23 protein-coding genes, 1 tRNA gene and 2 pseudogenes are annotated in these 23,460 nt (G+C 65.1%); 10 read left to right on the top strand and 16 right to left on the bottom strand.

Annotated elements, in window-relative coordinates; genetic code table 11:
- Positions 1-528, top strand: a complete 528-nt coding sequence (locus LRS08_RS00480) for a molybdenum cofactor guanylyltransferase (RefSeq protein ID WP_260481197.1) — start codon at positions 1-3, stop codon at positions 526-528.
- 288 nt (positions 529-816) lie between these two features.
- On the opposite strand, the gene LRS08_RS00475 is transcribed toward LRS08_RS00480, so the two are convergent.
- From LRS08_RS00475 to LRS08_RS00465, 3 genes are all read right to left on the bottom strand, one after another.
- A complete protein-coding gene (locus tag LRS08_RS00475; RefSeq protein ID WP_257845373.1) occupies positions 817-1,722 on the bottom strand; it encodes an ankyrin repeat domain-containing protein in 906 nt (301 codons plus the stop codon).
- Between the two features lie 88 nt (positions 1,723-1,810).
- A complete protein-coding gene (locus tag LRS08_RS00470) occupies positions 1,811-2,296 on the bottom strand; it encodes a DUF3592 domain-containing protein (RefSeq protein WP_257845374.1) in 486 nt (161 codons plus the stop codon).
- A gap of 14 nt (positions 2,297-2,310) precedes the next feature.
- Complete coding sequence (locus LRS08_RS00465; protein ID WP_260481196.1) at positions 2,311-3,219, bottom strand: hypothetical protein; 909 nt, start codon at positions 3,217-3,219, stop codon at positions 2,311-2,313.
- A 215-nt stretch (positions 3,220-3,434) separates the two neighbouring features.
- Between LRS08_RS00465 and LRS08_RS00460 the strand changes: the two genes are divergently transcribed.
- The 3 genes from LRS08_RS00460 to LRS08_RS00450 are packed head-to-tail and all read left to right on the top strand — an operon-like array spanning position 3,435 to position 6,198.
- On the top strand, positions 3,435-4,502 hold the full coding sequence (locus LRS08_RS00460; protein ID WP_260481195.1) for a sensor histidine kinase: 1,068 nt from the start codon (positions 3,435-3,437) through the stop codon (positions 4,500-4,502).
- On the top strand, positions 4,499-5,242 hold the full coding sequence (locus LRS08_RS00455; RefSeq protein WP_257845377.1) for a LytTR family DNA-binding domain-containing protein: 744 nt from the start codon (positions 4,499-4,501) through the stop codon (positions 5,240-5,242). Before LRS08_RS00460 ends, LRS08_RS00455 begins: the two co-directional genes overlap by 4 nt.
- Positions 5,239-6,198, top strand: coding sequence for an alpha/beta fold hydrolase (locus tag LRS08_RS00450; protein ID WP_257845378.1), 960 nt, complete (start codon positions 5,239-5,241; stop codon positions 6,196-6,198). Before LRS08_RS00455 ends, LRS08_RS00450 begins: the two co-directional genes overlap by 4 nt.
- A 16-nt stretch (positions 6,199-6,214) precedes the next feature.
- On the opposite strand, the gene LRS08_RS00445 is transcribed toward LRS08_RS00450, so the two are convergent.
- The 8 genes and pseudogenes from LRS08_RS00445 to LRS08_RS00410 form a co-directional block, all read right to left on the bottom strand.
- Entirely contained in the window at positions 6,215-6,568 is a 354-nt protein-coding gene (locus LRS08_RS00445) for a hypothetical protein (protein ID WP_260481194.1), read from the bottom strand.
- Positions 6,569-6,653: 85 nt separating this feature from the next.
- Positions 6,654-6,959 (bottom strand): hypothetical protein, encoded by a 306-nt coding sequence (locus tag LRS08_RS00440; RefSeq protein ID WP_260481193.1) that lies wholly within the window; start codon positions 6,957-6,959, stop codon positions 6,654-6,656.
- A gap of 705 nt (positions 6,960-7,664) precedes the next feature.
- Positions 7,665-7,740 (bottom strand) — tRNA-Lys (locus LRS08_RS00435).
- 108 nt (positions 7,741-7,848) lie between these two features.
- Complete coding sequence (rodA, locus tag LRS08_RS00430; protein WP_257845381.1) at positions 7,849-8,976, bottom strand: rod shape-determining protein RodA; 1,128 nt, start codon at positions 8,974-8,976, stop codon at positions 7,849-7,851.
- Positions 8,973-11,038 (bottom strand): annotated as a pseudogene (mrdA, locus tag LRS08_RS00425) (penicillin-binding protein 2). The gene rodA and the pseudogene mrdA overlap by 4 nt, the downstream one beginning before the upstream one ends.
- Positions 11,035-11,547 carry a rod shape-determining protein MreD gene (mreD, locus tag LRS08_RS00420; RefSeq protein WP_257845382.1) on the bottom strand — a complete coding sequence of 171 codons (513 nt, stop codon included), beginning with the start codon at positions 11,545-11,547 and terminating at the stop codon, positions 11,035-11,037. Before mreD ends, mrdA begins: the two are co-directional and overlap by 4 nt.
- Positions 11,544-12,425, bottom strand: a complete 882-nt coding sequence (mreC, locus tag LRS08_RS00415; RefSeq protein ID WP_257845383.1) for a rod shape-determining protein MreC — start codon at positions 12,423-12,425, stop codon at positions 11,544-11,546. The genes mreD and mreC overlap by 4 nt, the downstream gene beginning before the upstream one ends.
- A 13-nt stretch (positions 12,426-12,438) precedes the next feature.
- Positions 12,439-13,482 carry a rod shape-determining protein gene (locus LRS08_RS00410; protein ID WP_260481192.1) on the bottom strand — a complete coding sequence of 348 codons (1,044 nt, stop codon included), beginning with the start codon at positions 13,480-13,482 and terminating at the stop codon, positions 12,439-12,441.
- A gap of 300 nt (positions 13,483-13,782) precedes the next feature.
- On the opposite strand from LRS08_RS00410, the gene mutL reads away from it, so the two are divergent.
- Complete coding sequence (gene mutL, locus LRS08_RS00405; protein WP_409456269.1) at positions 13,783-15,441, top strand: DNA mismatch repair endonuclease MutL; 1,659 nt, start codon at positions 13,783-13,785, stop codon at positions 15,439-15,441.
- Between the two features lie 260 nt (positions 15,442-15,701).
- Here the strand turns inward: mutL and rplI are convergent.
- The 4 genes and pseudogenes from rplI to LRS08_RS00385 all read right to left on the bottom strand — a co-directional run bounded on the left by rplI (position 15,702) and on the right by LRS08_RS00385 (position 17,480).
- Positions 15,702-16,300, bottom strand: a pseudogene (rplI, locus tag LRS08_RS00400) (50S ribosomal protein L9).
- 11 nt (positions 16,301-16,311) lie between these two features.
- Positions 16,312-16,536 carry a 30S ribosomal protein S18 gene (gene rpsR, locus LRS08_RS00395; RefSeq protein WP_066575653.1) on the bottom strand — a complete coding sequence of 75 codons (225 nt, stop codon included), beginning with the start codon at positions 16,534-16,536 and terminating at the stop codon, positions 16,312-16,314.
- Positions 16,537-16,539: 3 nt separating this feature from the next.
- Positions 16,540-16,917 carry a 30S ribosomal protein S6 gene (gene rpsF / locus LRS08_RS00390; protein ID WP_257845385.1) on the bottom strand — a complete coding sequence of 126 codons (378 nt, stop codon included), beginning with the start codon at positions 16,915-16,917 and terminating at the stop codon, positions 16,540-16,542.
- Between the two features lie 182 nt (positions 16,918-17,099).
- Positions 17,100-17,480, bottom strand: coding sequence for an RcnB family protein (locus LRS08_RS00385; RefSeq protein WP_257845386.1), 381 nt, complete (start codon positions 17,478-17,480; stop codon positions 17,100-17,102).
- 189 nt (positions 17,481-17,669) lie between these two features.
- Here LRS08_RS00385 and fabD point away from each other — a divergent pair, with 189 nt between their 5' ends.
- The 5 genes from fabD to mltG all read left to right on the top strand — a co-directional run bounded on the left by fabD (position 17,670) and on the right by mltG (position 22,109).
- Entirely contained in the window at positions 17,670-18,605 is a 936-nt protein-coding gene (fabD, locus tag LRS08_RS00380) for an ACP S-malonyltransferase (RefSeq protein ID WP_257845387.1), read from the top strand.
- An 11-nt stretch (positions 18,606-18,616) separates the two neighbouring features.
- A complete protein-coding gene (fabG, locus tag LRS08_RS00375; protein ID WP_257845388.1) occupies positions 18,617-19,354 on the top strand; it encodes a 3-oxoacyl-[acyl-carrier-protein] reductase in 738 nt (245 codons plus the stop codon).
- A gap of 98 nt (positions 19,355-19,452) precedes the next feature.
- Positions 19,453-19,689, top strand: a complete 237-nt coding sequence (locus LRS08_RS00370; RefSeq protein ID WP_066575645.1) for an acyl carrier protein — start codon at positions 19,453-19,455, stop codon at positions 19,687-19,689.
- 169 nt (positions 19,690-19,858) lie between these two features.
- Positions 19,859-21,118 carry a beta-ketoacyl-ACP synthase II gene (fabF, locus tag LRS08_RS00365; protein WP_257845389.1) on the top strand — a complete coding sequence of 420 codons (1,260 nt, stop codon included), beginning with the start codon at positions 19,859-19,861 and terminating at the stop codon, positions 21,116-21,118.
- 22 nt (positions 21,119-21,140) lie between these two features.
- A complete protein-coding gene (gene mltG / locus LRS08_RS00360; RefSeq protein WP_260481191.1) occupies positions 21,141-22,109 on the top strand; it encodes an endolytic transglycosylase MltG in 969 nt (322 codons plus the stop codon).
- 3 nt (positions 22,110-22,112) lie between these two features.
- Here mltG and LRS08_RS00355 read toward each other — a convergent pair whose 3' ends face one another.
- Positions 22,113-23,393 (bottom strand): MFS transporter, encoded by a 1,281-nt coding sequence (locus tag LRS08_RS00355; RefSeq protein WP_260481190.1) that lies wholly within the window; start codon positions 23,391-23,393, stop codon positions 22,113-22,115.
- Positions 23,394-23,460 lie beyond the last annotated feature (67 nt).

Below are 23,460 nucleotides of genomic sequence, written 5' to 3'. Positions count from 1 at the left end.
ATGCGGCTGCTCGGCGCGATCATCGCGGGCGGCACATCACGCCGGTTCGGCAGCGACAAGGCGATGGCGCAAATCGCGGGGCGCAGCCTGCTCGACCACGCCCGCGCGGCGCTCGTTCAGGAGGTCGACGATCTGGTGCTGTGCGGTCGCACCGTGGGGGGACTGCGCTGCATTTCCGATCGGCCCGAACCGGGTCTGGGGCCGCTGGGCGGGATTGCCGCCGCGCTGGCGGATGCGCAGGCGCGCGGCTTCGACGCGGTGGTGACGGTGCCAATTGACGTGTTTCCCCTGCCGACCGATCTGGTCACACGGCTAGGCGGGGCAGGGCCAGCCGTGTTCGAGGTGCAGTATCTGATCGGCCTGTGGCCCGCCGCACTGGCTGGGCAACTCGATGCCCATCTCGCCGACAGGCATCGCTCGCTGCGTTCGTGGATGGAGGCGACCGGTGCGCGCCGTGTGAATGACGCCGCGCTGGGGCTGTTCAACATCAACCGACGCGCAGAACTCGATCGCGCCATGGCCGCATGACACTATCGTGGCGGGAACAGGGATTTCGGCGTTACAACAGGGCATCGGGCGACCGAATTGGATCGGACCGAGCTGCGCGTCGGTCCGATCGCACGTGAGCACGCGGATGAGCGGATGAAGTGCTGTGCTTGCGCCCGCGAGAGGCACCGGGCCTTGCTCGTGGAACACAAGCTGCATCGAGGTGCTGGGGCTTCCGGGCGTCATCGTCGATTGTCGGGGGCGCGAGACGTCCCCGGCTGATAGACTGGACCGGTCTCCACTGGTCGCTGAGCCGGGGATCGCCGACCGTTACCAGTAATTGCCGGTCTTGAGACATTGCTGCCATTTGCGCATCGAACGCATCCGGCAGGTGGAATCGGAGCAAAGTGCTACATCGGCCCGATATTTTTGCTGGCATTCAATATCGCGCGATGTTGCTGGTTTCGTCGTCGCGACGGATCCGCCGAGCAGCGCCTTCATCTCAGGCGAGGTGGCGAGTTGCCCTGGGGTCTGGCCATCCTTGTTGCGAAGGGCCTTGTTGGCGCCTTTCTTCAGCAGGATCTTGGCCAGCTCGACGCGGTCACGCTGCGCTGCCTGATGGAGGAGAGTCCAGCCATATTCGTCTTGCTCGTCCACCCGTACGCAATCTTCGAGCAGACCGGTCAATTCGTCAGGCTTGTTGTACCAGACCGCATCCTTCGCGGCGAGGAATGGCCGCAACGCCGGCGATCGGCTGCTGCTCGCAGGATCGTTGCGCGCCATCTCGCACATGCCATTCGACTTGGCGGGGGCGGCCTTCGCCGCGCCCTTGGGCGATGCTGCGCCGCCGGCTTCGCGGGTCGGGACCTGCGCGGCGCTCATCGCCTTGCGGAGCTCGGCCTTGACCGCCGTTGAATAGGCCATCTGATAGGGTGTGTACCCCACCGAATTGTTCCTGGCGTTCGGGTCGGCACCGCGGGCAAGCATGGCCTTGACCAACTCCAGATCGCCCGCCTCTGCCGCAAAATGAAGGAGCGTGTAGCCCTCCTCATTCTCCAGATTGATGTCGAACTGACCGCTGTCGATGATCCTGAGAGCTTCAGCGCTCGATTTCACGCCGATGAGGTAGCGAGCGTTGTCCCATGGATCCACCTGAAGGGCGCGAATGCTACCCGTCCAGGCGGCGCTCGCGCCTGCCGCCAGCCCAAGCGCGATCAGTGTCGCGACGGAAATCATTGTGAAGCTCTTTCGCATAAACTGCTCCCACACTTGGCGTCGACAGGACAGGATCGCTTGGACCTGTCGCAACGACTTCACGACGCGGTCAGGCGAGGCCTGCAAGCAGCGCTGCACCCAATCCCGCAAAGCCAACGCCGACGATCACCATTGCCGCCGCAACGAAAAGGCTTGGCTTGTCGAGAAGCGGCGCACTGTCTTGAGGCTGGGCGGGGTCGTACCAGAGGTCGATCACCTTGCCCGGCGGATGCGCCAGCAGCCACTGCTGGGCCGGCGGAAACAGCGAGAATCGCAGCGCCGTGCAAAGGGCGGTTCGATCCCCCTCGAACACCTGCCCGGCTACCGCGTAGCGATAACGAAGTTTTGGCTCATACCAAGTCGTCGAATCGCCGTCGCTGTCGGTGCTTTCGCGATCGATCAGATTCGCATCGATCACTTCCGCGTCCGTCCGCTTCCAGTGCGCTTTTGCGCTGGCGAAACGCCGTCCCTGCTTGCGATAGCGGTGGATACCGAACCAGGCGAATGGAACGCCGAACAGGATCAGGCCCAACGAAACTGCGGTAAAGACGTCCATTTCCTACCCCCAACTCAATTGCCGAACCGTGCGATGCACTGGTCGCCGATCTGGTCGAGCCGTCCGGACTCCGCGACCGCCTTGATCGCGGCCTCTATCGCCTCGGAAGCAGGTGCGGGTCTCGCCGAGAACCGCGCGTGCACGGTGCGATAGGCCGCGGCGTAGCGCGTCGCGGGCGCGCTCCCCTTCGCGCCCTTCGCCAGCCCGCCTTCTTCCGCGAAGCTCAAGACATCGTCGCAGATCGTGAGCGCAGCCGCGTCGTCGGTAGGCAACGCGCCCGTCGCCTTGTCGATCTTCGGATCGTTCTTGCGGCACTCCGCCGCCCATGCCCGCGCCGTTCCGGCGGTCATCACCTGCCCGAGCCGCGTGGTAGCGTCGTCATTGGCGGTGGTCAGCTTGTCGGCGCCACCTGCAAGGATCGCCGCTTTGTGCAGCAGATATCCGGCCTGCGGATCATAGATGATGCGAGACTCGGCATCCATCTCCCGGCCGCCGAGATTGTCGTAAGCGATCGCCGCCGCGCAAACGACCGTGCGTTCATAGGATTCGCGTGGCAGCTCAGGGACGGGTTCCTCCTCGATGCCATAGGCCTTGAAGCAGGTGTTGATCGTCGTCGCCCAGTGCGATCCTACCGCCGACTGGATCGCCGCTTCGGTTCCCAGCGCCTTGCCTGGATCCTCGTTGCTCCCCGGAAAGAGCGAGTAGAAGCCGTTCGCATTCGCCAGTTCGCGACCTTTCGCCGACACCCGATCGAAGCGCTCTTTGTCGTTCGACGGCGTCGCGCCGATGAGCATTACCCCTGCGCGGGTGCACAGCAGGGCGCGTTCCTTGGGATCCTCGGGCAGGTCGCCAAAGTCCCGCGCTCCGCAGCCGGACGCCAGCAATGAAGCGGAAACGAGCAGAATGATCGGAATACGGGTCATATGCCTCTCGTGCGACGATATCGCTGATCCTGCTTGCAGTCCGGCGGTCCGGGCACGAGCGGCACGCGACCAGCGGGGCACTGGCACCGCCCGGCGGGCCTCAATGCGACAAAAGCGCTTGGCAGCACGACCGAATTGCCGCATTCCCGACAAGGGGTGGGGCGAATTTCCTATGGCGTACAGGGGTTTGCGTGCAGCGTATCTTGCGTAGCATCATGCGTGGAACCGCCATCCGGCTTTGCGCAGTCCTGTGGCTGTTCGGATATGCTCTGGTGATCGGCGGCGCGATTGCTCAAGGGCGTTTTGCGGGCGGCATGATGGTAGTTGCCAATGTCCCGCTGCTGCTGCTCGGCATCGCGCAGGCTGTGGCGCTGAGCCTGTTGCTCGACCATCTGGCGGAACGGGCCGGACACGTAAAGTGGCTGCTCATGGCAATTGCCGGACTGGTAGCGGCGATGATCCAGACTTCAGCCGACCAGGCGCTGCTTCAGCTGCTTGCCCTCACGATAGTGCCGAGCTGGCAAGACTGGGCGGTCGGTATGCAGCCCCAGCGTCTGGTGCTGATGCTGATCCTCTATTGCTGGACCATGTATCTGTCGATCGCGCTCGTCTGGGCAGCGCGCGCGACCGATTTGGCCCGGCTGAACGAAGCGCGTGCGATTAGCTTTGCCGCCGCCGCGAGCCGTGCGGAGGCGGCGGCGCTGCGGCTTCAGCTCAACCCGCATTTTCTGTTCAACACGCTCAACGGCATCTCCAGTCTGGTGGTGCGGGGGCGCGATGAAGAGGCGGAAGACATGCTGGGCCGCCTTGCCGACTTTTTGCGCGCAGCGTTGGTCTCGCGACCTGATGCGATGGTGCCGATCGCGCAGGAACTGGCGACGATCCGCGCCTATCTGGAAATCGAGCGCGCCCGCTTCGGCGACCGGCTGAACCTGACGACCGAGCTCGACCCCGGGCTGCAGGAACTGCCGGTTCCGAATTTTCTGCTCCAGCCTCTGGTCGAGAACGCGGTGCGCCATGGCGTGGCCGAGATCCAGGGACCGGGAAGCATTCGCATCAGCGTGACCGGCGATGGCCGGGTGGCTCGCATTGAGCTCTTCAATACCAGCGATGGCTCCGGTGGCGCAGGACGGGGTCACGGTATCGGTATCGACAACAGCCGGCGCCGGCTCCAGCTGCATTATGGGGACCGCGCAGCGATTGAGCATGGCCCTGTCGCTAACGGCTATCGGGTCGCGATCGACCTTCCGGTTGCGTCACTCGAACGAGAGAAGATGGCATGAGGATCGCGATCGTCGATGACGAACCGCTCTCGCGCGAGCTGACGCGCGCATTGCTCGGCGAAGACGGCGGCATCGAGATTGTCGGGGAGGCCGACAACGGCCTTGCCGCCCTCGCGCTGATCGCCGACGCGGCCCCCGATGCGGTCATCCTCGACATCAGCATGCCCGGCAAGAGCGGCATTCAAACCGCGATCGAGTTGGTGCCGCAGGACATCGACATCGTGTTCCTGACCGCGCACGAGGAATATGCGGTCGACGCCTTCGAACTGGGTGCTGCAGACTATGTGCTGAAGCCGCTCCGCCGGCTACGCCTCGCCAAGATGTTGACGCGGCTACGCGAGCGCCAGGCCGCCCGACGCGCCGGAGCGCCGGCGCCGACCACCACGCCCGTCGAAAGCCAGGAGGAGGATGTGTTCTGGGTGCCGGTGCGCACCGGGCTCGCTCGCGTCAGCGTCGAGAGCATCCAGCGTGTGGAAGCGGCACGCGACCATGTCTATTTTCATACCGCAGACCGGGCCTATCTCTACCGGATCACGATGGCGGAACTCGAATCGCGAATGATCGCCGGCGGACTGATCCGCGCGCATCGCTCTGCCTTTGTCCGGCCATCCGCGGTCCGGGGAATCAACCGGAGAGGAAAAGTCCTCAAGCTGACCCTGGCAGACAACAGCGTGGTCCCCGTCGGGCCGCTGTACAGGTCCCAGGTGCTGGCCGCTGTCACCGGGGCGATCGAGGAGTGAGCGGAGCGCAGATCGGGGCGCTGCTGCGGCGGCGGGTGCATGACGATGCGTCGATCGGATGGTACGAAACCGACGATGCCTACCCGCTGCGCACATTCCAGTGGCGAGCGGACGCGCCGCGCGGATCAATCTTGTTCCTGGGCGGTCGCGGCGACTTTTTCGAGAAGTATCTCGAAGCGTTCGGACATTGGCGCGCCCGCGGCTGGAATGTCGATGCGTTTGACTGGCGCGGGCATGGAGGGTCGCCCCGGCTGACCGCGGACCCGCTGATCGGGCACAGCGGAAGTTTCGCGCGCCTTGTCGCCGACCTCTCCGACGTCGCCGCAGCGTGGCGGGATCGCACAGCCGGGCCACATGTCGTGATGGGCCATTCGATGGGGGGACATCTCCTGCTGCGCGCGCTGGTCGAACGCATGGTCGTGCCCGATGCGGCCGTGTTGCTGTCGCCCATGATCCGTATCCGAACGCCGCTCGGCGTCCGCCTGAGCGAGGCGATCGCTTCCTGGCAGGTTCGTCGCGGCAATGGAGCGCGCGGGCCGTGGAAGGAAAGCGCAAGCGCGGCGAACCAGATCGACAGCATGTCGATGATGACCGGAGACCTCGAGCGGTATCTCGACGAGCAATTCTGGCTGGACGAAAACCCGGCATTTCGCCTGGGGCCGCCGAGCTGGGGCTGGTTGGCCGAAGCATTTTCCTCAAGCAGGAAATTGCGCGCAAACCGGGCGGTCTTGGGACTGAACATCCCCTTGCTGCTGATGGTCGCCGATCGCGATCGCCTCACGCACAGCGGGGCCGCGCTTCGCCTGATCGGGCAGCTTCCGCATGTCACCGTGCGTCGGTTCGGCAAGGGCGTGGCGCACGAATTGTTGCGCGAGCGAGAGCCAGTGCGGAGCGCGGCAATGGCGGCGATCGACGACTTTCTCGCCGCGATCGCCGCCCCTACGGGTCAGTTCTGAGTCCAGACCCGCAGGTTCAGCCCCCCGCTGAAATGACGTTGCCACCGCCTGCCGACACGACATTGCCTCCGCCCGCCGCAATGACGCCGCTGGCACCGTTCACTACCGGATAGTCGCGACCGTTCACGTTCACGACTGCATGTCCGTCCTTGATCGTGATCCGGCTGCCCCGCGGTGCCTGGATCGTGACCTGCTTCTTCTTGTAATAGGGGTATTGCGGCCCATTGTTGTTGTCCCAGGGGGCACAGCCCCACACCAGAATGTTGACCACGCCGTTGCACCCGGTGCCTGCATGAGCGGGGGAGGCAAGGCCGATGGCGGCAGCCGTGGCCAATCCGGCCAGGGCAAGCTTGACAGGCGTTGAAGTCATGATGGTCTCCTCTCAGAAGTGATGGGTGCCTTGTCGGTTGCTTGCCGCTGTCTTGGCCAGCAGGGCGCGACGGCGATGCCCGCGCCTACGACGAAGATCCGTCTGGACGTGATCCGGCTATGCGGGCGAAGAGACGCAGCAGGCCTTCCAGCGCGAACGCGATCCCGCCGCCGACTGCTGCGCCGAGCAGCAGCATGACCGGGGCAAACAGTGCGAGCGCGAGCCACTCGCCCGGCGATTGAGGACCAGCCGGACTGTCGGCGCCGCAACAACGGACTGAAGCCACAAGGCTGACGAGCGCGACAACCAGCAGTTCGAACGACGCGAAGCCGATCCAGCCGGCCAGCTTTGCGGACCGGCGCAATACAAATGCTTTGGATGAGATCGTCATCGTCGTTCGATGCCACGCGCTGCAGGCGGTGCCAGTCGTTCGCTACGACGGCGGATGGATCGCGCACAAAGCGACGAAATCGCCCTGACTCGCGACCAAAGTGTCCCGGGAATTCTGACGCTCGCTGGCAGCTAGCCGTAGCCAAACTCGGACGGCTATTTCCTGCAATCGCATACCAAGAAAATGCGGACAGTCAGCAAAGCCGTCATGCAACCGCCAAGCGATCGACTCCGAAAGCAGCCGATCGGCCGTCGCTTCCGCGTCGGTATGAGGTTCGAATACTGACCGTTTGCCAAAGTCCCGTCCGGACCCGGGTTGCCGGGCGAGGCCGAACGCGTATTTTGCCTCGCTCCCTGGTCCAAGAGGGGTCGGGATCGGGCATTTCGCCTGTCCTACGATAGGGTCGCCAAGCAAAGCCGCCAGGCCATATGGTGGACCGGCGCTGCCTTTGGTTTCAATGTCGCGTGGCACGTCAGTCCGGCGCCAACTCGCCAGTTGCGGATTGGCCCCGGAATGGTGCGTCGTTCACGCACCTGTCGGCCAAGCAGTTGGCGTCCCATGCCGGCCAGCTGATTTTTGAGGCCAGGTCGGGACGCAATGGCCCCCTCGGGAATCGGACGGCGGTCGGTCACAAAAAGGTCACAGTGGAGGCCGAAATGGCCTCCATCTGGTCACAAATAACCGAGTTAAGCGACTGAAAGGAGATGGTGGACGCACTAGGGCTCGAACCTAGGACCCGCTGATTAAGAGTCAGCTGCTCTACCAACTGAGCTATGCGTCCATTCCGGGCGAAGGGAAGGGGCTCTGGAGCCGCTTGCCGCGTTCGGGAGTGGCGCGGATAGCGGGCGAGTTTCGGGAATGCAACAGGCTTTTTGCCAAAAACGGCCCGTTACCAGCGGGCGGTGGTGGCATTATGCCGATTTTGACGGTCGATTGCGAACAGGATGCCGATCGCAAACATCACGGTCATCATCGAAGACCCGCCATGGCTGACCAGCGGGAGGGGGATTCCGGTCACCGGGGCCAGGCCCATCACCATCAGCAGGTTGATCGCCACGTAGAAGAAGATCGTGGCGGAGATCGCGGCTGCGGTCAGGCGTTCGAACTTGCTGGTCGCACGTGCGGCAACTCCGATCGCCCAAAGGCACAGCGCGACGAATGCGGCAATCAGCCCGACGCCGCCGACCAGCCCCAGTTCCTCGGCGATCAGAGCGAAGACGAAGTCGGTATGCCCCTCGGGCAGGTAATTGAGGTGGACCTGAGTGCCGTTCCCAAAGCCCTTGCCGAACAACCCGCCAGATCCGATCGCGATCTTCGACTGCGTGATGTGATAGCCGGCACCCAGGGGATCCTGTTCCGGATTGAGGAAGATCAGAACGCGCTTCTGCTGATACTCCTGCATGCCGTAGTTGATCATCAGCAGGCCCGCGACCGCCCCCGCCATGCCGCCGGCGATAAACAGGCGTAGCGGCAATCCGGCGAGGAACATCATTGCGCCGCCCCCGGCGATAATCATGACCGCGGTTCCCAAGTCGGGCTGGACCAGCACCAAACCCGCCGGGATCATGGTCAACACCAACGCGGGCCAGATCGCGCCGAATTTCCGCGTCTCGCCAGTGGGCAGCATCTCGTAGAATCGCGCCAGTGCGAGCACGAGGGCGAGCTTGGTCAGCTCTGACGGCTGGAGCCGCATGAAGCCGAGGTCGAGCCAGCTCTGCGCGCCGCCCGCGACATGACCGATCAGCTCGGTCAGGACGATCAGCACGATGCAGATGCCATAGATCGGGAAGGCGAGCTGGCGATACCAGTCGACCGGCACGCGCGACATGGCGAGCGCGATCGCGAGGAAGATCGAGAAGCGCATGCCGTGGCTGAGCGCCCAGGGGGTCAGGCTGCCGCCCGCCGCCGAATAGAGCATCGCCGTGCCGAACAGGCCGATGCCGACGACCAACGTCAGTGCGCCCCAGGGCAGACGCAGCACGGGGGCGGGGACGAAGCCCGAACCGATCGTGGTCATCGGGGAGCCTCCGGCGTAGCACTGGTTGAGGGCGGAGCGACTGCCGTCGGCGACGGTGTGGGCACCGGAGTAGGGGCGGGTGCGGCCGGCGCGGTTGCCGTCGCCGCGGGAGATGACGTCGGAGAGGGGGTTGGGGTGGCCACAGCTGCTGGCGCGGCGTCAGCCGGGCGTGGGGGCAAACCCTGCGCGGAGCGGAACGCCGCCTCCTTCGCCGCCATGCGCGTGCGGATGTCGCCGCCCCACCCGGCCTCAAGTACCGCGAGCGCGTTGATCGCCTTTTGCCGGTCGAACAGCCAGGTCAGCACGTCCTTTGCGACCGGTGCCGCGGCGCGCGACCCGCCCATCCCATGTTCGATCACCACCGACGCGGCATAGCGTGGATTTTCGACCGGGGCGAAACAGATGAACAGGCCATGGTCGCGATATTTCCACTCGCCGCCCTGGCCGCGGTTGCGGTCCATGATGCGGCGGACCTGCGCGGTGCCGGTCTTGCCCGCCATGCGGATATTTTCAAAGGGAAGGCGCGACGCGCCCGCCGTGCCGTGGCCATTGACCACCTCGTCCATCCCGGCGCGGACGATCGCGAGATGCTCCTCAGGGAAATCGAGGCGCAGTGGCGGCTTGGGCTGGTCGATGATGAGCGAGGGAAGGAGGGCCCGGCTCGACGCGATCCTGGCCGTGGCGACCGCGAGCTGAAAGGGGCTGACCAGCACATATCCCTGGCCAATCGAGGCGTTGAGCGTATCGGCCTGGGTCCAGTCCTGCTTGTAGCGGCGCTGCTTCCACGCGGTGTCGGGGACGGTGCCGTAACGCTGTGAGGGGGAGGGGCAGGTCGAACTCCGCGCCGAACCCCAGCTTGCGTGCTGCCGCTGCGATCGGTTCGATCCCGATCTCGCGTCCGATCGTGTAGAAATAGGTATTGCAGCTGCGCGCGATCGCGGTGTGCATCGTCATCGGCCCGTGGCGACCGAGGCAACCAAAGCGGCGATTGCCAAGCTGATAGCCGCCGTTGCAATACACGACGCGCTTGGGATCGACGCCCGCTCCGAGAATGGCGAGGGCGGTCGCTGGCTTGAAGGTCGAGCCGGGCGGGTACAGCCCCTGCATCGTCTTGTTCATCAGGGGCAGATGGTCGTCCTGCGACAGCAACTTCCATTCGGTGCGGCTGATGCCATCGGAAAATGCGTTCGGATCGTAACAGGGCATCGAAACCATCGCGAGGATGTCGCCATTGGTGATGTCGAATACCGTGACCGATCCCGACTCGTTGCCGAGGCGCCGGGCGGTATATTCCTGTAGCCCGGCGTCGATGGTCAGCCGTACCGTCTTTCCCGGCACATCGGCACGGGTTTCGAGTTCCCGGACCAGTTTTCCGCGCGCGGTGACCTCGGATCGCTTCGCGCCGGGGGTGCCGCGCAGCGTACCCTCCAGCATCTTTTCCAGACCGTCCTTGCCGAGCTTGAAGCCGGGGGGTGAGCAGCAGCGGATCCTTGGTTTCCTTGAACTGCTCGGCCGAGGCGGTGCCGACATAGCCGATCAGATGCCCGACCGCCGCTCCGGCGGGGTAGTTGCGGGCAAAGCCGCGGGTCGGGGCCACGCCCGGCAGTTCGGGCAGGTGCACGCTGACCGAGGCATAGCGTTCCCAGTCGAGATTTTCGGCGACCTGGACCGGCTGGAACCCCGCCGCGCCCTTCAGATCATCCTCGATCCTGCTGATATCCTCTGCCGTCAGGCGCAGGATTCGTTGCAGCGTAGTCAGTACCTGAGCCTTGTTCTCAAGCCGGTCGGGAATGATGTCGACCCGGAAATCAGTGCGGTTGTTGGCAATCGGTACGCCGCGTCGGTCGACGATCCAACCCCGGCGTGGGGGCGTCAGCGTCAGGTTGACGCGGTTGCTCTCCGCCAGCAGCTTGTACTTGTCGTTCTCGTAGACGGCGAGCCAGGTCATTCGCCCCGCCAGGACCAGTCCCAACGTTGCCTGAACCCCGCCAACCAGCATCGCGCGGCGCGAGAAGCTGTAGCTTTGCTGCGCCTCGGTGATCATACGCACCGGGCCGCTCATTGCCATTTCTTCCGGCGATCGAGGCGGGCGACGAGGCGTGACAGGACCGGGAACAGCGCGATCGAGATCAGGATCTGAATCAGCAGGACGGTGTCGACATGCGCGTCGAGCGGCGCAGCAACGAGCCGCCCGCCGATCAGGCAAAATCCGATCGCGCCGGCGGCCAGCAGCCAGTCCTGAAGAAAGTCACGCCACACGATCCGCGTATCTAGCACATCGATCGCAATGAACGACACCGTCCAGAAGAACATCGCGTTGCCCAGCGGCTGGCCACTGACCATGTCGTCGACAAAGCCAAGCAGCAATGGCGCCCACGGCTTGAGCAAATCGGGCCGATGGAGCCGCCACGCGAGCAGCATCATCAGCCCGAAAGGCGGAAGCAGCGGGACGGTCGCCTTGAACGGGATGAGCGTGATGAGCGAGGCGAGGACGATCGTCAGCGGAGCGAGCCAGCGCGCACGTTTCGAGACGTTCGGCTGGCCAAGGCCCGCAAAAGGTGTACCCGTCACCGCGGTGCTGCGTCCGGCGCGCGCACATCGGCGGCTTCAGGGAAGAAGGCGCGCTGGACCAATGCATAATCGAGCATGTCGGGACTTGCGGTCGGTTTGGCCTTCGCCGTGTCGCGGGCGCGTTCTAGAGCGATTGCAACCGCAATATTGGGTGGAAACAATCCGCCGGTGCCCGATGTGACGAACGTATCGCCCGGCTCGAACAGCACCTGCGCTTCACCTGCGGAGCGGATTTCGAGCAACCCATCGCCGCGCCCGGCGGCGATCGCGGGCAGGCCGTCACGGATGCGGCGGACGGGAACGACGCTTTCGGGGTCCAATACGAGCAGGATGCGCGCGGTGTTCGGGCTGACCTCGACCACCCGACCGATCAGCCCGTCGGGGCCGCGCACCGGCTGGCCCGGACGAACGCCCTGCCAGCTGCCGGCGTTGAGCGTCGCGAAGCGCCGTGTGCTGGAGCCGCTGGCATAGACGATGCGCGCGGCGACCACCGGATCGGCGACGCGGTCGCGCAGCTTGACCAGCGCGCGCAGCCGACGGTTGTCGCGGGTGACGACCCGGGCATGTTCGACCAGCGTCTTGTTGGCCTCGAGTTCGGCCTTCAGTCGTGCGTTCTCGCTGCGCACGGCAAAGAAGCTGCCAATCCAGCCGGGCACGCCGGAAATGCCGCGCCGCGTCCAGTCCGCACCCGACGCGACGGGAGTGACTAGTTCGGAAAAGGCGCCGCGCACTACCGCATAGGCGGGAGGGTTCAGCGTCGAGAGCAGCAGCAGCGCGACCGCGACCAGCGCACCGCCGACCGCGACCACATATCCGATGAAGAGCCCATATTGCGCTCGCCGTGAAAAGCCGGAGCGCCGGTTATGTGGCGGCGCCATAGCCCCCGCTTCCTCAGACCTGAATCAGAACACCACGAAACACCGGGTCTTCTAGCGCACGACCGGTGCCCAGCGCCACACAGGTCAACGGGTCTTCGGCAACCGTAACGGGAAGACCCGTTTCATCGCGGAGCACTTCGTCGATCCCCTCGAGCAGCGCGCCGCCCCCGGTCAGGACAATGCCCTGGTCGACGATATCCGCCGCCAGTTCCGGCGCAGTATTCTCAAGCGCGATGCGAACGCCCTCGACGATCGTGCCGACCGGCTCGCTCAACGCCTCGGCGATCTGGCCCTGGTTGATCTGGATTTCCTTGGGGACGCCGTTGACCAGGTCACGCCCCTTGATGTGGATGGTCAGGCCGATGCCGTCCGTAGGCGGCTTGGCGACACCGACTTCCTGCTTGATCCGCTCGGCCGTCGCTTCGCCGATCAGCAGGTTATGGTTGCGGCGAACATAGGAAACGATCGCCTCGTCCATCTTGTCACCGCCGACGCGAACGCTGTTCGAATAGGCCAGGCCGCGCAGCGAGAGCACAGCGACTTCGGTCGTGCCGCCGCCGATATCGACGACCATCGATCCAATCGGCTCGGTTACCGGCATGTCGGCACCGATCGCGGCGGCCATCGGTTCCTCGATCAGGAACACCTGGCTGGCACCCGCATTCGACGCGGCGTCGCGGATCGCTCGGCGCTCGACACTGGTCGAACCCGAAGGGACGCAGATCACGATCTGGGGCCAGCGCATGAACTTGCGCTGCCCGGTCACCTTGCGGATGAAGTGCGAAATCATCTGCTCGGCCACGTCGATATCCGCGATGACGCCGTCGCGCAGGGGGCGAATCGCCTCGATCGAGCCGGGCGTCTTGCCCATCATCAGCTTCGCGTCGTCGCCGACAGCCTTGACCCGCTTGACGCCGTTGATCGTCTCGACCGCGACGACCGACGGCTCGTTCAGGACGACCCCGCGTCCGCGCAGGTAAACAACCGTGTTCGCGGTCCCCAGATCGATTGCGAGATCGTGAGACATGAATTTGAAAAAGCGGGAGAAAAACGCCATCTATTGTTCCGTCCTTCGCGCGTGAGGGGCGGCGCGATTCTGCATTTGAGTTAGCATTGACCAATCCGGAGCAGGTCAGCTCCGGAACAGGAAATCTGGCGGATACAGCTCGCAGGATGGCGTCGCTTGGGCTACACCATCCTGCATGTCAATACGCCGCTTGCCGGAGCATCTTGTCAACCGGATTGCAGCGGGTGAGGTGGTGGAACGCCCTGCCAGCGCGCTCAAGGAACTTGTGGAAAACGCTGTCGATCTGGGGCGACCCGGATCACCGTCCGGCTGGGCGGTGGCGGGATCGACTTGATCGAGGTTACCGACGACGGATGCGGGATGACGCCCGCCGAAATGGCGCTGGCGCTGGAGCGGCACGCAACGTCGAAATTGCCCGATGACGCCATCGATGCGGTCACGACACTGGGTTTTCGCGGCGAGGCACTGCCGTCGATCGCCAGCGTGTCGCGCTTCACGGTCGAGAGCCGCCCGCGCGGGGCCGATGGCTGGTCGCGCACGGTGGACAATGGCGCACTGGCGGCCGAGGGGCCGGCGGCCTTGCCCCCCGGGACGCGGGTGCGGGTGGAGGGATTGTTCGAAAAGGTGCCGGCGCGGCGCAAGTTCCTGCGCTCGACCCGCTCGGAATATGCCGCCTGCCTCGACGTGGTGAAGCGGCTCGCGATGGCGCGGCCCGAAATCGGCTTTTCGGTCGAGCATGACGGGCGGCGCGTGCTCAGCGTTCAGGAGGGGATGGACCGGATCGCGCGCGTCGCGGCGCTGACCGACCGCGATCTGGCGGCGAACAGCGTCGGGATCGATTTCGAGCGCGAGGGGATCGTGCTGGGCGGGGTCGCGGGATTGCCGACCTTCAACCGCGGCGTCGCGGACCACCAATATCTGTTCGTCAATGGGCGCCCGGTGAAGGACCGACTGCTCACCGGCGCGGTGCGCGGCGCCTATGCCGAGATGCTGGCGCGCGACCGTCATCCGGTGGTGGCGCTGTTCCTCGACGTGCCGCCCGACCAGGTCGATGTGAACGTCCATCCGGCGAAGACCGAGGTGCGCTTCCGCGATCCGCAGCTCGCGCGCGGGTTGATCGTCAGCGGGCTGAGGCGGGCCCTGGACGGGGCAGGGCATCGCAGCGTGCAGCGTCCCGATGCGGCGGTGATGGGGTTGTGGACGAGCGAGGCGCTAGCGCCCGATCAGAACCCCTCACGTCACCCCAGCGAAAGCTGGGGTCTCCCGTGGGGAAGCGATGCCGGTAATCTCGGGGAGACCCCAGCTTTCGCTGGGGTGACGAGCTTGAGTGACCGCCGCCCGACTTTCTTCACGCCACCCCCACAGGCGCGCGCTGAACCCGCCGCCGAGCCGGTCCCGGCGGCGATCAGCTACCCGCTCGGCGTCGCGCGGGGGCAAGTCGCGCGGACCTATATCGTCGCCGAGGCGGAGGACGGCCTGGTGCTGGTCGACCAGCACGCTGCCCACGAACGCCTCGTCCTCGAACGGATGCGGCGTGCGGTGAGCAGTGGCGGCGTCGCAAGCCAGGCACTGTTGCTGCCGGAGGTGGTCGAGCTGGACGAGCCGGCGTGCGACCGGCTGGAGGCGCGGGCGGGCGAACTGGCGGAGTTCGGGCTGGAGCTGGAGCGCTTTGGCCCGCGCGCGATGCTGGTCCGCGCGACCCCGGCGATGCTGGGCAAGGGCGATGTGATCGCACTCGTCACCGACATCGCGGATGAGCTGGCGGCGTTCGACCAGGCGCTGAGCCTCAAGGAAAAACTCGACCATGTGGCCGCGACGATGGCGTGCCACGGATCGGTCCGCGCGGGTCGGGTGCTGTCGGTCGCAGAGATGAACGCGCTGCTCCGCGAGATGGAGGTCACGCCGCATTCGGGCCAGTGCAACCATGGCCGACCGACCTGGGTGAAGCTGGCGCATGGCGATATCGAGAAGCTGTTCGGGCGGAAGTAGGCGAAGGGGGGTCGTCAGTCCCGGACCGATGCAACCTTCCCATCGCCTACGCATTGTTAACCCTGAACGACGCTTCAGGTAGAATACAGATGGGCAAGTTGATGTCGGTGGCCTTGGCCGCCATTCCGCTGGTTGCGGTGCTGGGTGCGATGGTCGCCGCACCGTAACCCAAGAGTTTCGCTCCCAAGCGAAAAAAGAGGCCGCCCAGACTTCGCGTCTGGGCGGCCTTCTCTTTGTTCGGACCGGAAACGGCGAGGGGTTTAGCCTTCGGCCTGCTCCTCGGTCTCGGTCGCTTCGACAGCGATCTCGCCGGGTTCGGCGTTGGGATCATAATCCTCGGTGAAGCCGGCTTCGTCCTTTTCGAACATCGCCTCCATCACGTTGACGCCCTGTGCCTGCATCTCGGCCTCTTCCGGCGAGCGGGCGACGTTGACCTTGACGGTCACCGCAACCTCGGCGTGCAGCGCGACGCGGACTTCGTACAGGCCGATCGCCTTGATCGGCTTGTCGAGGACGACCTGCGCCTTGTTGACCTTGTGGCCATCGGCGTTGAGCGATTCTGACGATGTCGCGCACCGCGACCGAGCCGTAGAGCTGGCCGGTGTTCGACGCCTGGCGGATCAGGGTGACCGAAACGCCCTCAAGGCTCTTCGATTCCTTCTCTGCCTCGGTGCGCTTGGCGGCGTTCTCGGCGACGATGCGCTCGCGATTCTGCCTCGAACACCTTGCGGTTGGCTTCGTTGGCGCGCAGCGCCTTCTTGTTGGGAAGCAGGAAGTTGCGGGCGAACCCGTCCTTCACCGTCACCACGTCGCCGATATGGCCGAGCTTCTCGACCCGCTCGAGCAGAATGATTTGCATGGGTCCGCTCCTTACTTAACGATGAAGGGCAGCAGGCCCAGATGGCGTGCGCGCTTGATGGCGATCGCCAGCTCGCGCTGCTTCTTCGCGCTCACCGAGGTGATGCGCGAGGGGACGATCTTGCCACGCTCGGAGACGAAGCCCTGCAGCAGGCGAACGTCCTTATAGTCGATCCGGGGCGCATCCTTCGCGGAGAAGGGGCAGCTCTTGCGGCGGCGGAAAAAGGGTCGTGCCATGTCTTATTCTCCCCGGCCTTCGTCACCGTCGCGGTCGCGACGACCGCGGCGCTCGCGGTCACCCTTGCGCATCATCACGGTCGGACCCTGCTCCAGCTCGTCCACGCGGACGGTCATGTAGCGGATCACGTCTTCGTTGATCTGCGTCTGGCGCTCGAGCTCGGCGACGACACCTGCGGGGGCGTCGATTTCGAGCATCACGTAATGCGCCTTGCGGTTCTTCGCGATCTTGTAGGCGAGGCTGCGAAGACCCCAGGTCTCGGTCTTGACGACCTTGCCCTGATTATCCTCGACGATCTTGGTGGCGGTTTCCGCCAGTGCGTCCACCTGCGCCTGTGCCAGATCCTGGCGCGCAAGGAACACATGCTCGTACAGAGCCATGCGTCTGTTCTCACTGTTGGCCGATCGCTGACGCCCGCACCATGCGAGACGCCCCTCCGGCTGTCGTTCCAAATACGAAAAGCGGCCAGCCGAGGCTGCCGCTCAACGACGCGCCCTTACGCGCGCTTTCGGGAAAAGGCAAGCGGCGAGGTGATGGACACCCCGCCGCCCGGAGGAAGCCTTTAGCGGATCATGTTGCCGAAGATGGCGCCGATGATGCCGCTCGCGATGCTGACCAGCACGATGTCATTGCCCGACTGGACGTAGCGATAGCCGCGCGGCGGGGCGTTCAGGTGACCGCGATACTGGCGGTTGTACTGGCGATAGTCGATCTGGCGGTAATTCTGGGCATAGCGGTGGTCGAACCGCTGGCCGCGCTGCCACTTGCGATAGCGCTGCGGGGTCGCCTTGCCGACAGTCTGCTGGCGGACCACGACCTTGCCGTTCGGCTTGTGCTTCACGACCGTCGTATGGCGCTGCGGAGCTGCTGCGGCGGGCGCGGCGGCGAGTATCGGGCTGACCGCGACCGATGCGGCGACGGCGGCGAGAACAAACTTCTTCATCTTCAGTCTCCTGCGTTCGAGCCCGTCATCGGGCGACGAGATCAATCTGGGGGCCGCGTGTCGCAGGGGTTTCGCGGAAGTTGTGCAAAATGGTCGCCGTGTGTCGCAACCCGTTCAGCTTCGTTCATCTTGCGGTTGTGGGGGGAGCGGGCTTAGGGCGACCGCCTGATTTCGAGAGGAGCCTTGAACATGCGTGCCTTCATCTTTCCGGGGCAGGGGAGCCAGTCGGTCGGCATGGGGCTGGCGCTCGCCCAAGCGAGCGCCGCCGCGCGCGAGGTGTTTCAGGAGGTCGACGATGCGCTGGGGCAGAAGCTGTTCAAGCTGATGACCGAAGGGCCGGAGAGCGACCTGACGCTGACCGAAAACGCCCAGCCGGCGATCATGGCGCATGCCATCGCGGTGCTGCGCGTGCTGGAAAAGGAAGGCGGGGTGCGGCTGTCCGACAAGGCCGATTTCGTCGCGGGGCATTCGCTGGGCGAATATAGCGCATTGTGCGCGGCAGGGGCGTTCAGCCTGCCGCAGACCGCAGCGCTGCTGAAGGCGCGCGGCCAGGCAATGCAGGCGGCGGTGCCGGTGGGTGAGGGGGCGATGGCCGCGCTGCTCGGGGCCGACATCGCCAAGGCGGAAGCGCTGAGCGCGGCGGCGGCCGAGGGCGAAGTGTGCGAGGTCGCCAACGACAATGACCCGACCCAGGTGGTGATTTCCGGCCATCGCGGCGCGATCGAGCGCGCGGTAGCGCTGGTGAAGGACTATGAGATCAAGCGCGGCGTACTGCTGCCGGTGTCTGCCCCCTTTCATTGTTCGCTGATGCAGCCAGCGGCGGATGCAATGGACGCGATCCTGGCCGAGGCGACGACCGACGGCCTGCTGGTGCCGCTCTACGCCAATGTCACCGCAGCCCCGGTCACGTCGGGTGCCGAGGCGAAGACGCTGCTGGTCGATCAGATCACCGGCCGCGTGCGCTGGCGCGAGTCGATTCTTGCGATGCAGGAGGCCGGCGTGACGCAGTTCGTCGAGCTTGGCGGCAAGGTGCTGGGCGCGATGGTCAAGCGGATTGCGCCGGACGCGACCGTGACGAGCGTGGTGACGATGGATGATATCGAGGCGCTCGAAAAGGCGCTCTGAGGAGAATGAATATGTTCGACCTGACAGGCATGACCGCGCTGGTGACCGGCGCATCGGGTGGGATCGGTTCCGCGATCGCCAAGGCAGTCGCCGCTCAAGGCGCGCGACTGGCGGTATCCGGGTCCAATGCCGAGAAGCTGGAGGCGTTTCGCGCTGAGCTGGGCGGGGATCATGTCGCACTCGCCTGCAACCTGTCCGATGCGGCAGCGGTGGATGCGCTGGTGCCGTCGGCGGTCGAAGCGCTCGGCAAGCTCGACATCCTCGTCAACAATGCCGGCGTCACCCGCGACAACCTCGCCATGCGGATGAAGGATGAGGAATGGGACACCGTGATCCGCGTCAACCTTGAGGCCGCGTTCCGCCTGATGCGCGCTGCTGCCAAGCCGATGATGAAGGCGCGCTATGGCCGGATGATCTCGATCACCTCCGTCGTCGGCGCGACCGGAAATCCGGGACAGGCCAACTATGCCGCGTCCAAGGCCGGGTTGGTCGGAATGTCCAAGGCGCTGGCGCAGGAACTGGCGAGCCGCAACATCACCGTGAACTGCGTCGCGCCGGGCTTTATTCGCTCGGCGATGACCGACGTATTGCCCGAGGCGCAGAAGACCGCGCTGCTGACAAAAATTCCGGCCGGCGATCTTGGCAGCGGCGAGGATATCGCTGCGGCGGTGGTCTATCTTGCGTCGAAGGAAGCGGGCTATGTCACCGGCCAGACACTGCACGTGAATGGCGGCATGGCGATGCTGTGATCCACCGGTGACGCTGCGTCCCCCTCTTGCGCAGGGGCTGGCGGCGTTCTAGGTGCGTTCAGGATTAGAGATTCAACCCATAAGAAGGAACAGGGTACATGAGCGAGACCGCCGATCGCGTGAAGAAGATCGTCGTCGAGCACCTCGGCGTCGAAGCCGAAAAGGTGACCGAGGATGCAAGCTTCATCGACGACCTGGGCGCGGACAGCCTCGACATCGTCGAGCTGGTGATGGCGTTCGAGGAAGAATTCGGTGTCGAGATCCCCGACGATGCGGCGGAAAAGATCACGACCGTGAAGGACGCGATCACCTATATCGACGAAAATCAGGGCTAAGCGGGTCACCGCGATGCCGGCCCGCATGGGCAGGATTTGACGAACGGCTCCCGGTCCCGGAAAGGGGTGGGGAGCCGTTTCCTTTGTGAAGCATTTTACTGTCGCATCGTTGGTCGCTGAACATCGGTTCCATTTGGTTCAGCACGATGCCTGATACCGGAGAGTTGCTATGCGGCGCGTCGTCGTAACCGGCCTCGGCCTTGTCACCCCGCTGGGCGGGGATGTCGAAACCACGTGGACGAACATCATCGCGGCCAAATCGGGCGCGGGGACGATCACACGCTTTGACGCGACCGATTTCCAGAGCAACTATGCCTGTGAGGTGAAGCCCGCCGACCATGAATATGGCTTCGACCCTGGCAAGCGCGTCGATCACAAGATCCAGCGCCAGGTCGATCCGTTCATCGTCTATGGCATCGACGCTGCGGGGCAGGCGATCGAGGACGCCGGCCTGCTCGACATGAGCGAGGAAGAGCGGCTGCGCGCCGGTTGCTCGATCGGGTCGGGAATCGGCGGCCTTCCGGGCATCGAGAGCGAATCGCTAGTTCTGCACGAGAAGGGGCCGAAGCGCGTTTCGCCGCATTTCGTGCATGGTCGGCTGATCAACCTGATCTCGGGTCAGGTTTCGATCAAATACGGGTTGATGGGGCCGAATCACGCGGTGGTTACCGCCTGTTCGACCGGGGCGCATTCGATCGGCGACGCTGCGCGGATGATCGCAATGGATGACGCCGACGTCATGCTGGCGGGCGGCGCGGAAAGCACCATTTGCCCGATTGGCATCGCCGGTTTCGGTCAGGCGCGCGCGCTGTCGACCGGCTTCCGCGACGAACCGTGGCGCGCCAGCCGCCCATGGGATCAGGGTCGCGACGGGTTCGTCATGGGCGAGGGCGCGGGCATCGTCGTGCTCGAGGAATATGAGCGGGCCAAGGCGCGTGGTGCCAAGATTTATGCCGAAGTGATCGGCTATGGCCTGTCGGGTGACGCCTATCACGTCACGGCACCGCACCCCGAGGGTTCGGGCGCATTCCGGTCGATGCAGATGGCGATGAAGCGCTCGGGCCTCGCGCTGTCGGACATCGACTATATCAACGCGCACGGCACCTCGACCCCGTTGGGCGACGAACTGGAGCTGGGCGGTGTTCGCCGCCTGTTCGGCGACGCGATCGGCGATCTGTCGATGAGCTCGACCAAGTCGGCAATCGGCCATCTGCTGGGCGGTGCGGGCGCGGTGGAGAGCATCTTCTGCATCCTCGCCATGCGCGACCAGATCGTGCCGCCGACGCTGAACCTCGACAATCCGAGCGAGAATTGCGTCGGCGTCGATCTGGTGCCGCACAAGGCCAAGGAGCGGAAGGTGAAGGCGGTGCTGAACAACTCGTTCGGCTTTGGCGGGACCAATGCGTCGCTGGTGATGAAGGCGGTTTGATCCGCAGGTTCGGGAGACGTTGGTGCGCAAGTTCGGCTGCTTCGGCGTCCTCCTGATCCTCGCGCTCGTCGGCGCGGCCTTTTGGGCGGCGCAGCTTTGGGGTGGCCCCGGTCCGGGCGCGCGCAACTCGACGCTGATGGTGGCTCAGGGATCGACCCTGACCACTGCCGCGCGCGAGCTTGAGAAGCAGGGCGCGATCCGCGATGCCGACCTGTTCCTGTGGATGGCGCGGGTGTTTGGCGACGACACGCCGATCCAGGCGGGCGAATATCGCGTGCCGGCGAAGATCAGTCAGTCGGACCTGCTCAAGATGCTGCAGGGCGGGCGCACGCTCCAGCGCTTCGTGATGATTCCCGAGGGGATGCCGTCGATCATGGTGCATGAGCGGCTGATGGCCGCCGAGCAGCTCGAGGGTGAGGTCGAGGTGCCGGTCGAGGGCACGGTGCTGCCGGACAGCTATGCCTATAATCGCGGCGATACGCGGCAGGCGGTGCTCGATCGCATGCAGAATGCGATGCTGGACTATCTCAGCAAGGCATGGGCGAAGCGCAAGCCGGGCATTGCGGTGGCGAATGAGCGTGAGGCGCTGATCCTCGCGTCGATCGTCGAAAAGGAAACGGGGAAGCCCGAGGAGCGGCGGATGGTCGCCGGGGTCTATTCCAACCGGCTGAAGCGCGGGATGCCATTGCAGGCCGATCCGACCGTCATCTATCCGGTGACCAAGGGCAAGCCGCTCGGCCGCCGTATCCTGCGCTCCGAACTGCAGGACAAGAATGGGTACAATACCTATGCCAGCGCGGGCCTGCCGATCGGGCCGATCGCCAATCCGGGCCGCGCGAGCATCGACGCTGTGCTGAACCCGGAACAGACCAGCGCGCTCTACTTCGTCGCGGATGGCACCGGCGGGCATATCTTCGCCGACACGCTGGAGCAGCACAACGCCAACGTCCAGAAATGGTATGCCCTGCGCCGCGCGCGGGGGGAGATGTAGGGCCTAGTCGGCGCTGCGCCCAACTCCGAGGCGTGGCAGCACGATCAGAAACGCGAGCCCTCCGACTGCCAGCACGCCGGCCAGCATCGCCATCGGCGCAAGCGTGCTGCCGGTATAGTCGCGGACCATCGGCACCGCGTTCTGCGCGGCAAATCCGCCGAGATTGCCGACCGAGTTGATCACCGCGAGCCCGGCGGCGGCGTGGGCCCCGCAGAGCAGCCCTTGCGGTACGCTCCAGAACACCGGCTGGGCGGAGAAGATCGCGGCGGCGGCGATGCACAAACAGGCGAATTTGAGCGCTGCGCCGGGCACAACGACGCTGGCGAGGAAGAAGGCAGCGGCGACCAGCATCGGGCCGGCGACGTGCCAGCGGCTCGTCCCGTGGCGCGCTGCGTGACGCGGGACCGCCCAGAGCGCGGCCGCGACGAGGATCCACGGGATCACGTTGATGATGCCGTTCTGGATATTCGACGCGCCGAAGCTCTTGACGATGGTCGGGAGCCAGTAGCTAAGGCCATAGGCACCGAGCGGCATCGCGAAATAGAGCAGCGAGAGCAGCAGCACGCGCGGGTCGGCGACAGCGCGCCAGGCCGAGCCATGGTCGCCTGACGGGCTTTCGGCGGCGAGGGTAGTGGCGAGCCAGTGTTTTTCGCCGTCGCTCAGCCATTTCGCCTCGCCGGGGGTGCTGGGCAGTTTCCACAATACGACAGGCGCGAGCAGCACCGGGGGCAGTCCGGTGGCGACGAACACCCATTGCCATCCGGCGAGGCCCGCCACGCCGTCCAGTTCCAACAGCGCGCCGCCGATCAGCGATCCGACCGCATTGGCAAAGGCGCTGGCGATCATGAACAGCCCGACCATCCGCGCGCGGTGCGCCTGCGGATACCAGAGGGTGAGGAGGTAGAGCACCCCGGGGAAGAACCCCGCCTCCGCCGCGCCGAGCAGGAAGCGCAGGACGTAGAACATCGTCGGGCTTTGCGTGTAGCCGAGCGCGACGGTGATGAGACCCCAGGTGAGCATGATCCGGGTGAACCACACCCGCGCGCCAATGCGGGCGAGCACCATGTTGGCGGGTGCCTCGAACAGGAAATAGCCGAGGAAGAACAGGCTGGCGCCAAGGCCATAGGCGGCTTCGGACATGCCGAGCGCGTCGACCATCTCCAGCTTGGCATATGAGACGTTCTGCCGGTCGATATAGGCGAGGAGGTACATGGTGCAGAGCAGCGGCATCAGCCGCGCGCTGATCCTCGCAAGCGTCGCCTGCGGCGAAACCGCATCGTCCATAGAAACCTCCCCCTGTCGCCGGCGAGATTTGCCGAATGCGGGAGCGAGCACAATCGAATTATGGGAG

Source organism: Sphingomonas sp. J315, from assembly GCF_024666595.1.
Lineage (GTDB): Bacteria > Pseudomonadota > Alphaproteobacteria > Sphingomonadales > Sphingomonadaceae > Sphingomonas.
This window is presented reverse-complemented; position numbering and strand designations above follow the sequence as displayed.

What these genes read in the sequence shown, in the direction of transcription:
- LRS08_RS00480 (WP_260481197.1), top strand. Translation starts at nt 1, where the DNA reads ATGCGGCTGCTCGGCGCGATCATCGCGGGCGGCACATCACGCCGGTTC.
- LRS08_RS00475 (WP_257845373.1), bottom strand. Translation starts at nt 1,722, where the DNA reads ATGATTTCCGTCGCGACACTGATCGCGCTTGGGCTGGCGGCAGGCGCG.
- LRS08_RS00470 (WP_257845374.1), bottom strand. Translation starts at nt 2,296, where the DNA reads ATGGACGTCTTTACCGCAGTTTCGTTGGGCCTGATCCTGTTCGGCGTT.
- LRS08_RS00465 (WP_260481196.1), bottom strand. Translation starts at nt 3,219, where the DNA reads ATGACCCGTATTCCGATCATTCTGCTCGTTTCCGCTTCATTGCTGGCG.
- LRS08_RS00460 (WP_260481195.1), top strand. Translation starts at nt 3,435, where the DNA reads ATGCGTGGAACCGCCATCCGGCTTTGCGCAGTCCTGTGGCTGTTCGGA.
- LRS08_RS00455 (WP_257845377.1), top strand. Translation starts at nt 4,499, where the DNA reads ATGAGGATCGCGATCGTCGATGACGAACCGCTCTCGCGCGAGCTGACG.
- LRS08_RS00445 (WP_260481194.1), bottom strand. Translation starts at nt 6,568, where the DNA reads ATGACTTCAACGCCTGTCAAGCTTGCCCTGGCCGGATTGGCCACGGCT.
- LRS08_RS00440 (WP_260481193.1), bottom strand. Translation starts at nt 6,959, where the DNA reads ATGACGATCTCATCCAAAGCATTTGTATTGCGCCGGTCCGCAAAGCTG.
- rodA (WP_257845381.1), bottom strand. Translation starts at nt 8,976, where the DNA reads ATGACCACGATCGGTTCGGGCTTCGTCCCCGCCCCCGTGCTGCGTCTG.
- mreC (WP_257845383.1), bottom strand. Translation starts at nt 12,425, where the DNA reads ATGGCGCCGCCACATAACCGGCGCTCCGGCTTTTCACGGCGAGCGCAA.
- LRS08_RS00410 (WP_260481192.1), bottom strand. Translation starts at nt 13,482, where the DNA reads ATGGCGTTTTTCTCCCGCTTTTTCAAATTCATGTCTCACGATCTCGCA.
- rpsR (WP_066575653.1), bottom strand. Translation starts at nt 16,536, where the DNA reads ATGGCACGACCCTTTTTCCGCCGCCGCAAGAGCTGCCCCTTCTCCGCG.
- rpsF (WP_257845385.1), bottom strand. Translation starts at nt 16,917, where the DNA reads ATGGCTCTGTACGAGCATGTGTTCCTTGCGCGCCAGGATCTGGCACAG.
- LRS08_RS00385 (WP_257845386.1), bottom strand. Translation starts at nt 17,480, where the DNA reads ATGAAGAAGTTTGTTCTCGCCGCCGTCGCCGCATCGGTCGCGGTCAGC.
- fabD (WP_257845387.1), top strand. Translation starts at nt 17,670, where the DNA reads ATGCGTGCCTTCATCTTTCCGGGGCAGGGGAGCCAGTCGGTCGGCATG.
- fabG (WP_257845388.1), top strand. Translation starts at nt 18,617, where the DNA reads ATGTTCGACCTGACAGGCATGACCGCGCTGGTGACCGGCGCATCGGGT.
- LRS08_RS00370 (WP_066575645.1), top strand. Translation starts at nt 19,453, where the DNA reads ATGAGCGAGACCGCCGATCGCGTGAAGAAGATCGTCGTCGAGCACCTC.
- fabF (WP_257845389.1), top strand. Translation starts at nt 19,859, where the DNA reads ATGCGGCGCGTCGTCGTAACCGGCCTCGGCCTTGTCACCCCGCTGGGC.
- LRS08_RS00355 (WP_260481190.1), bottom strand. Translation starts at nt 23,393, where the DNA reads ATGGACGATGCGGTTTCGCCGCAGGCGACGCTTGCGAGGATCAGCGCG.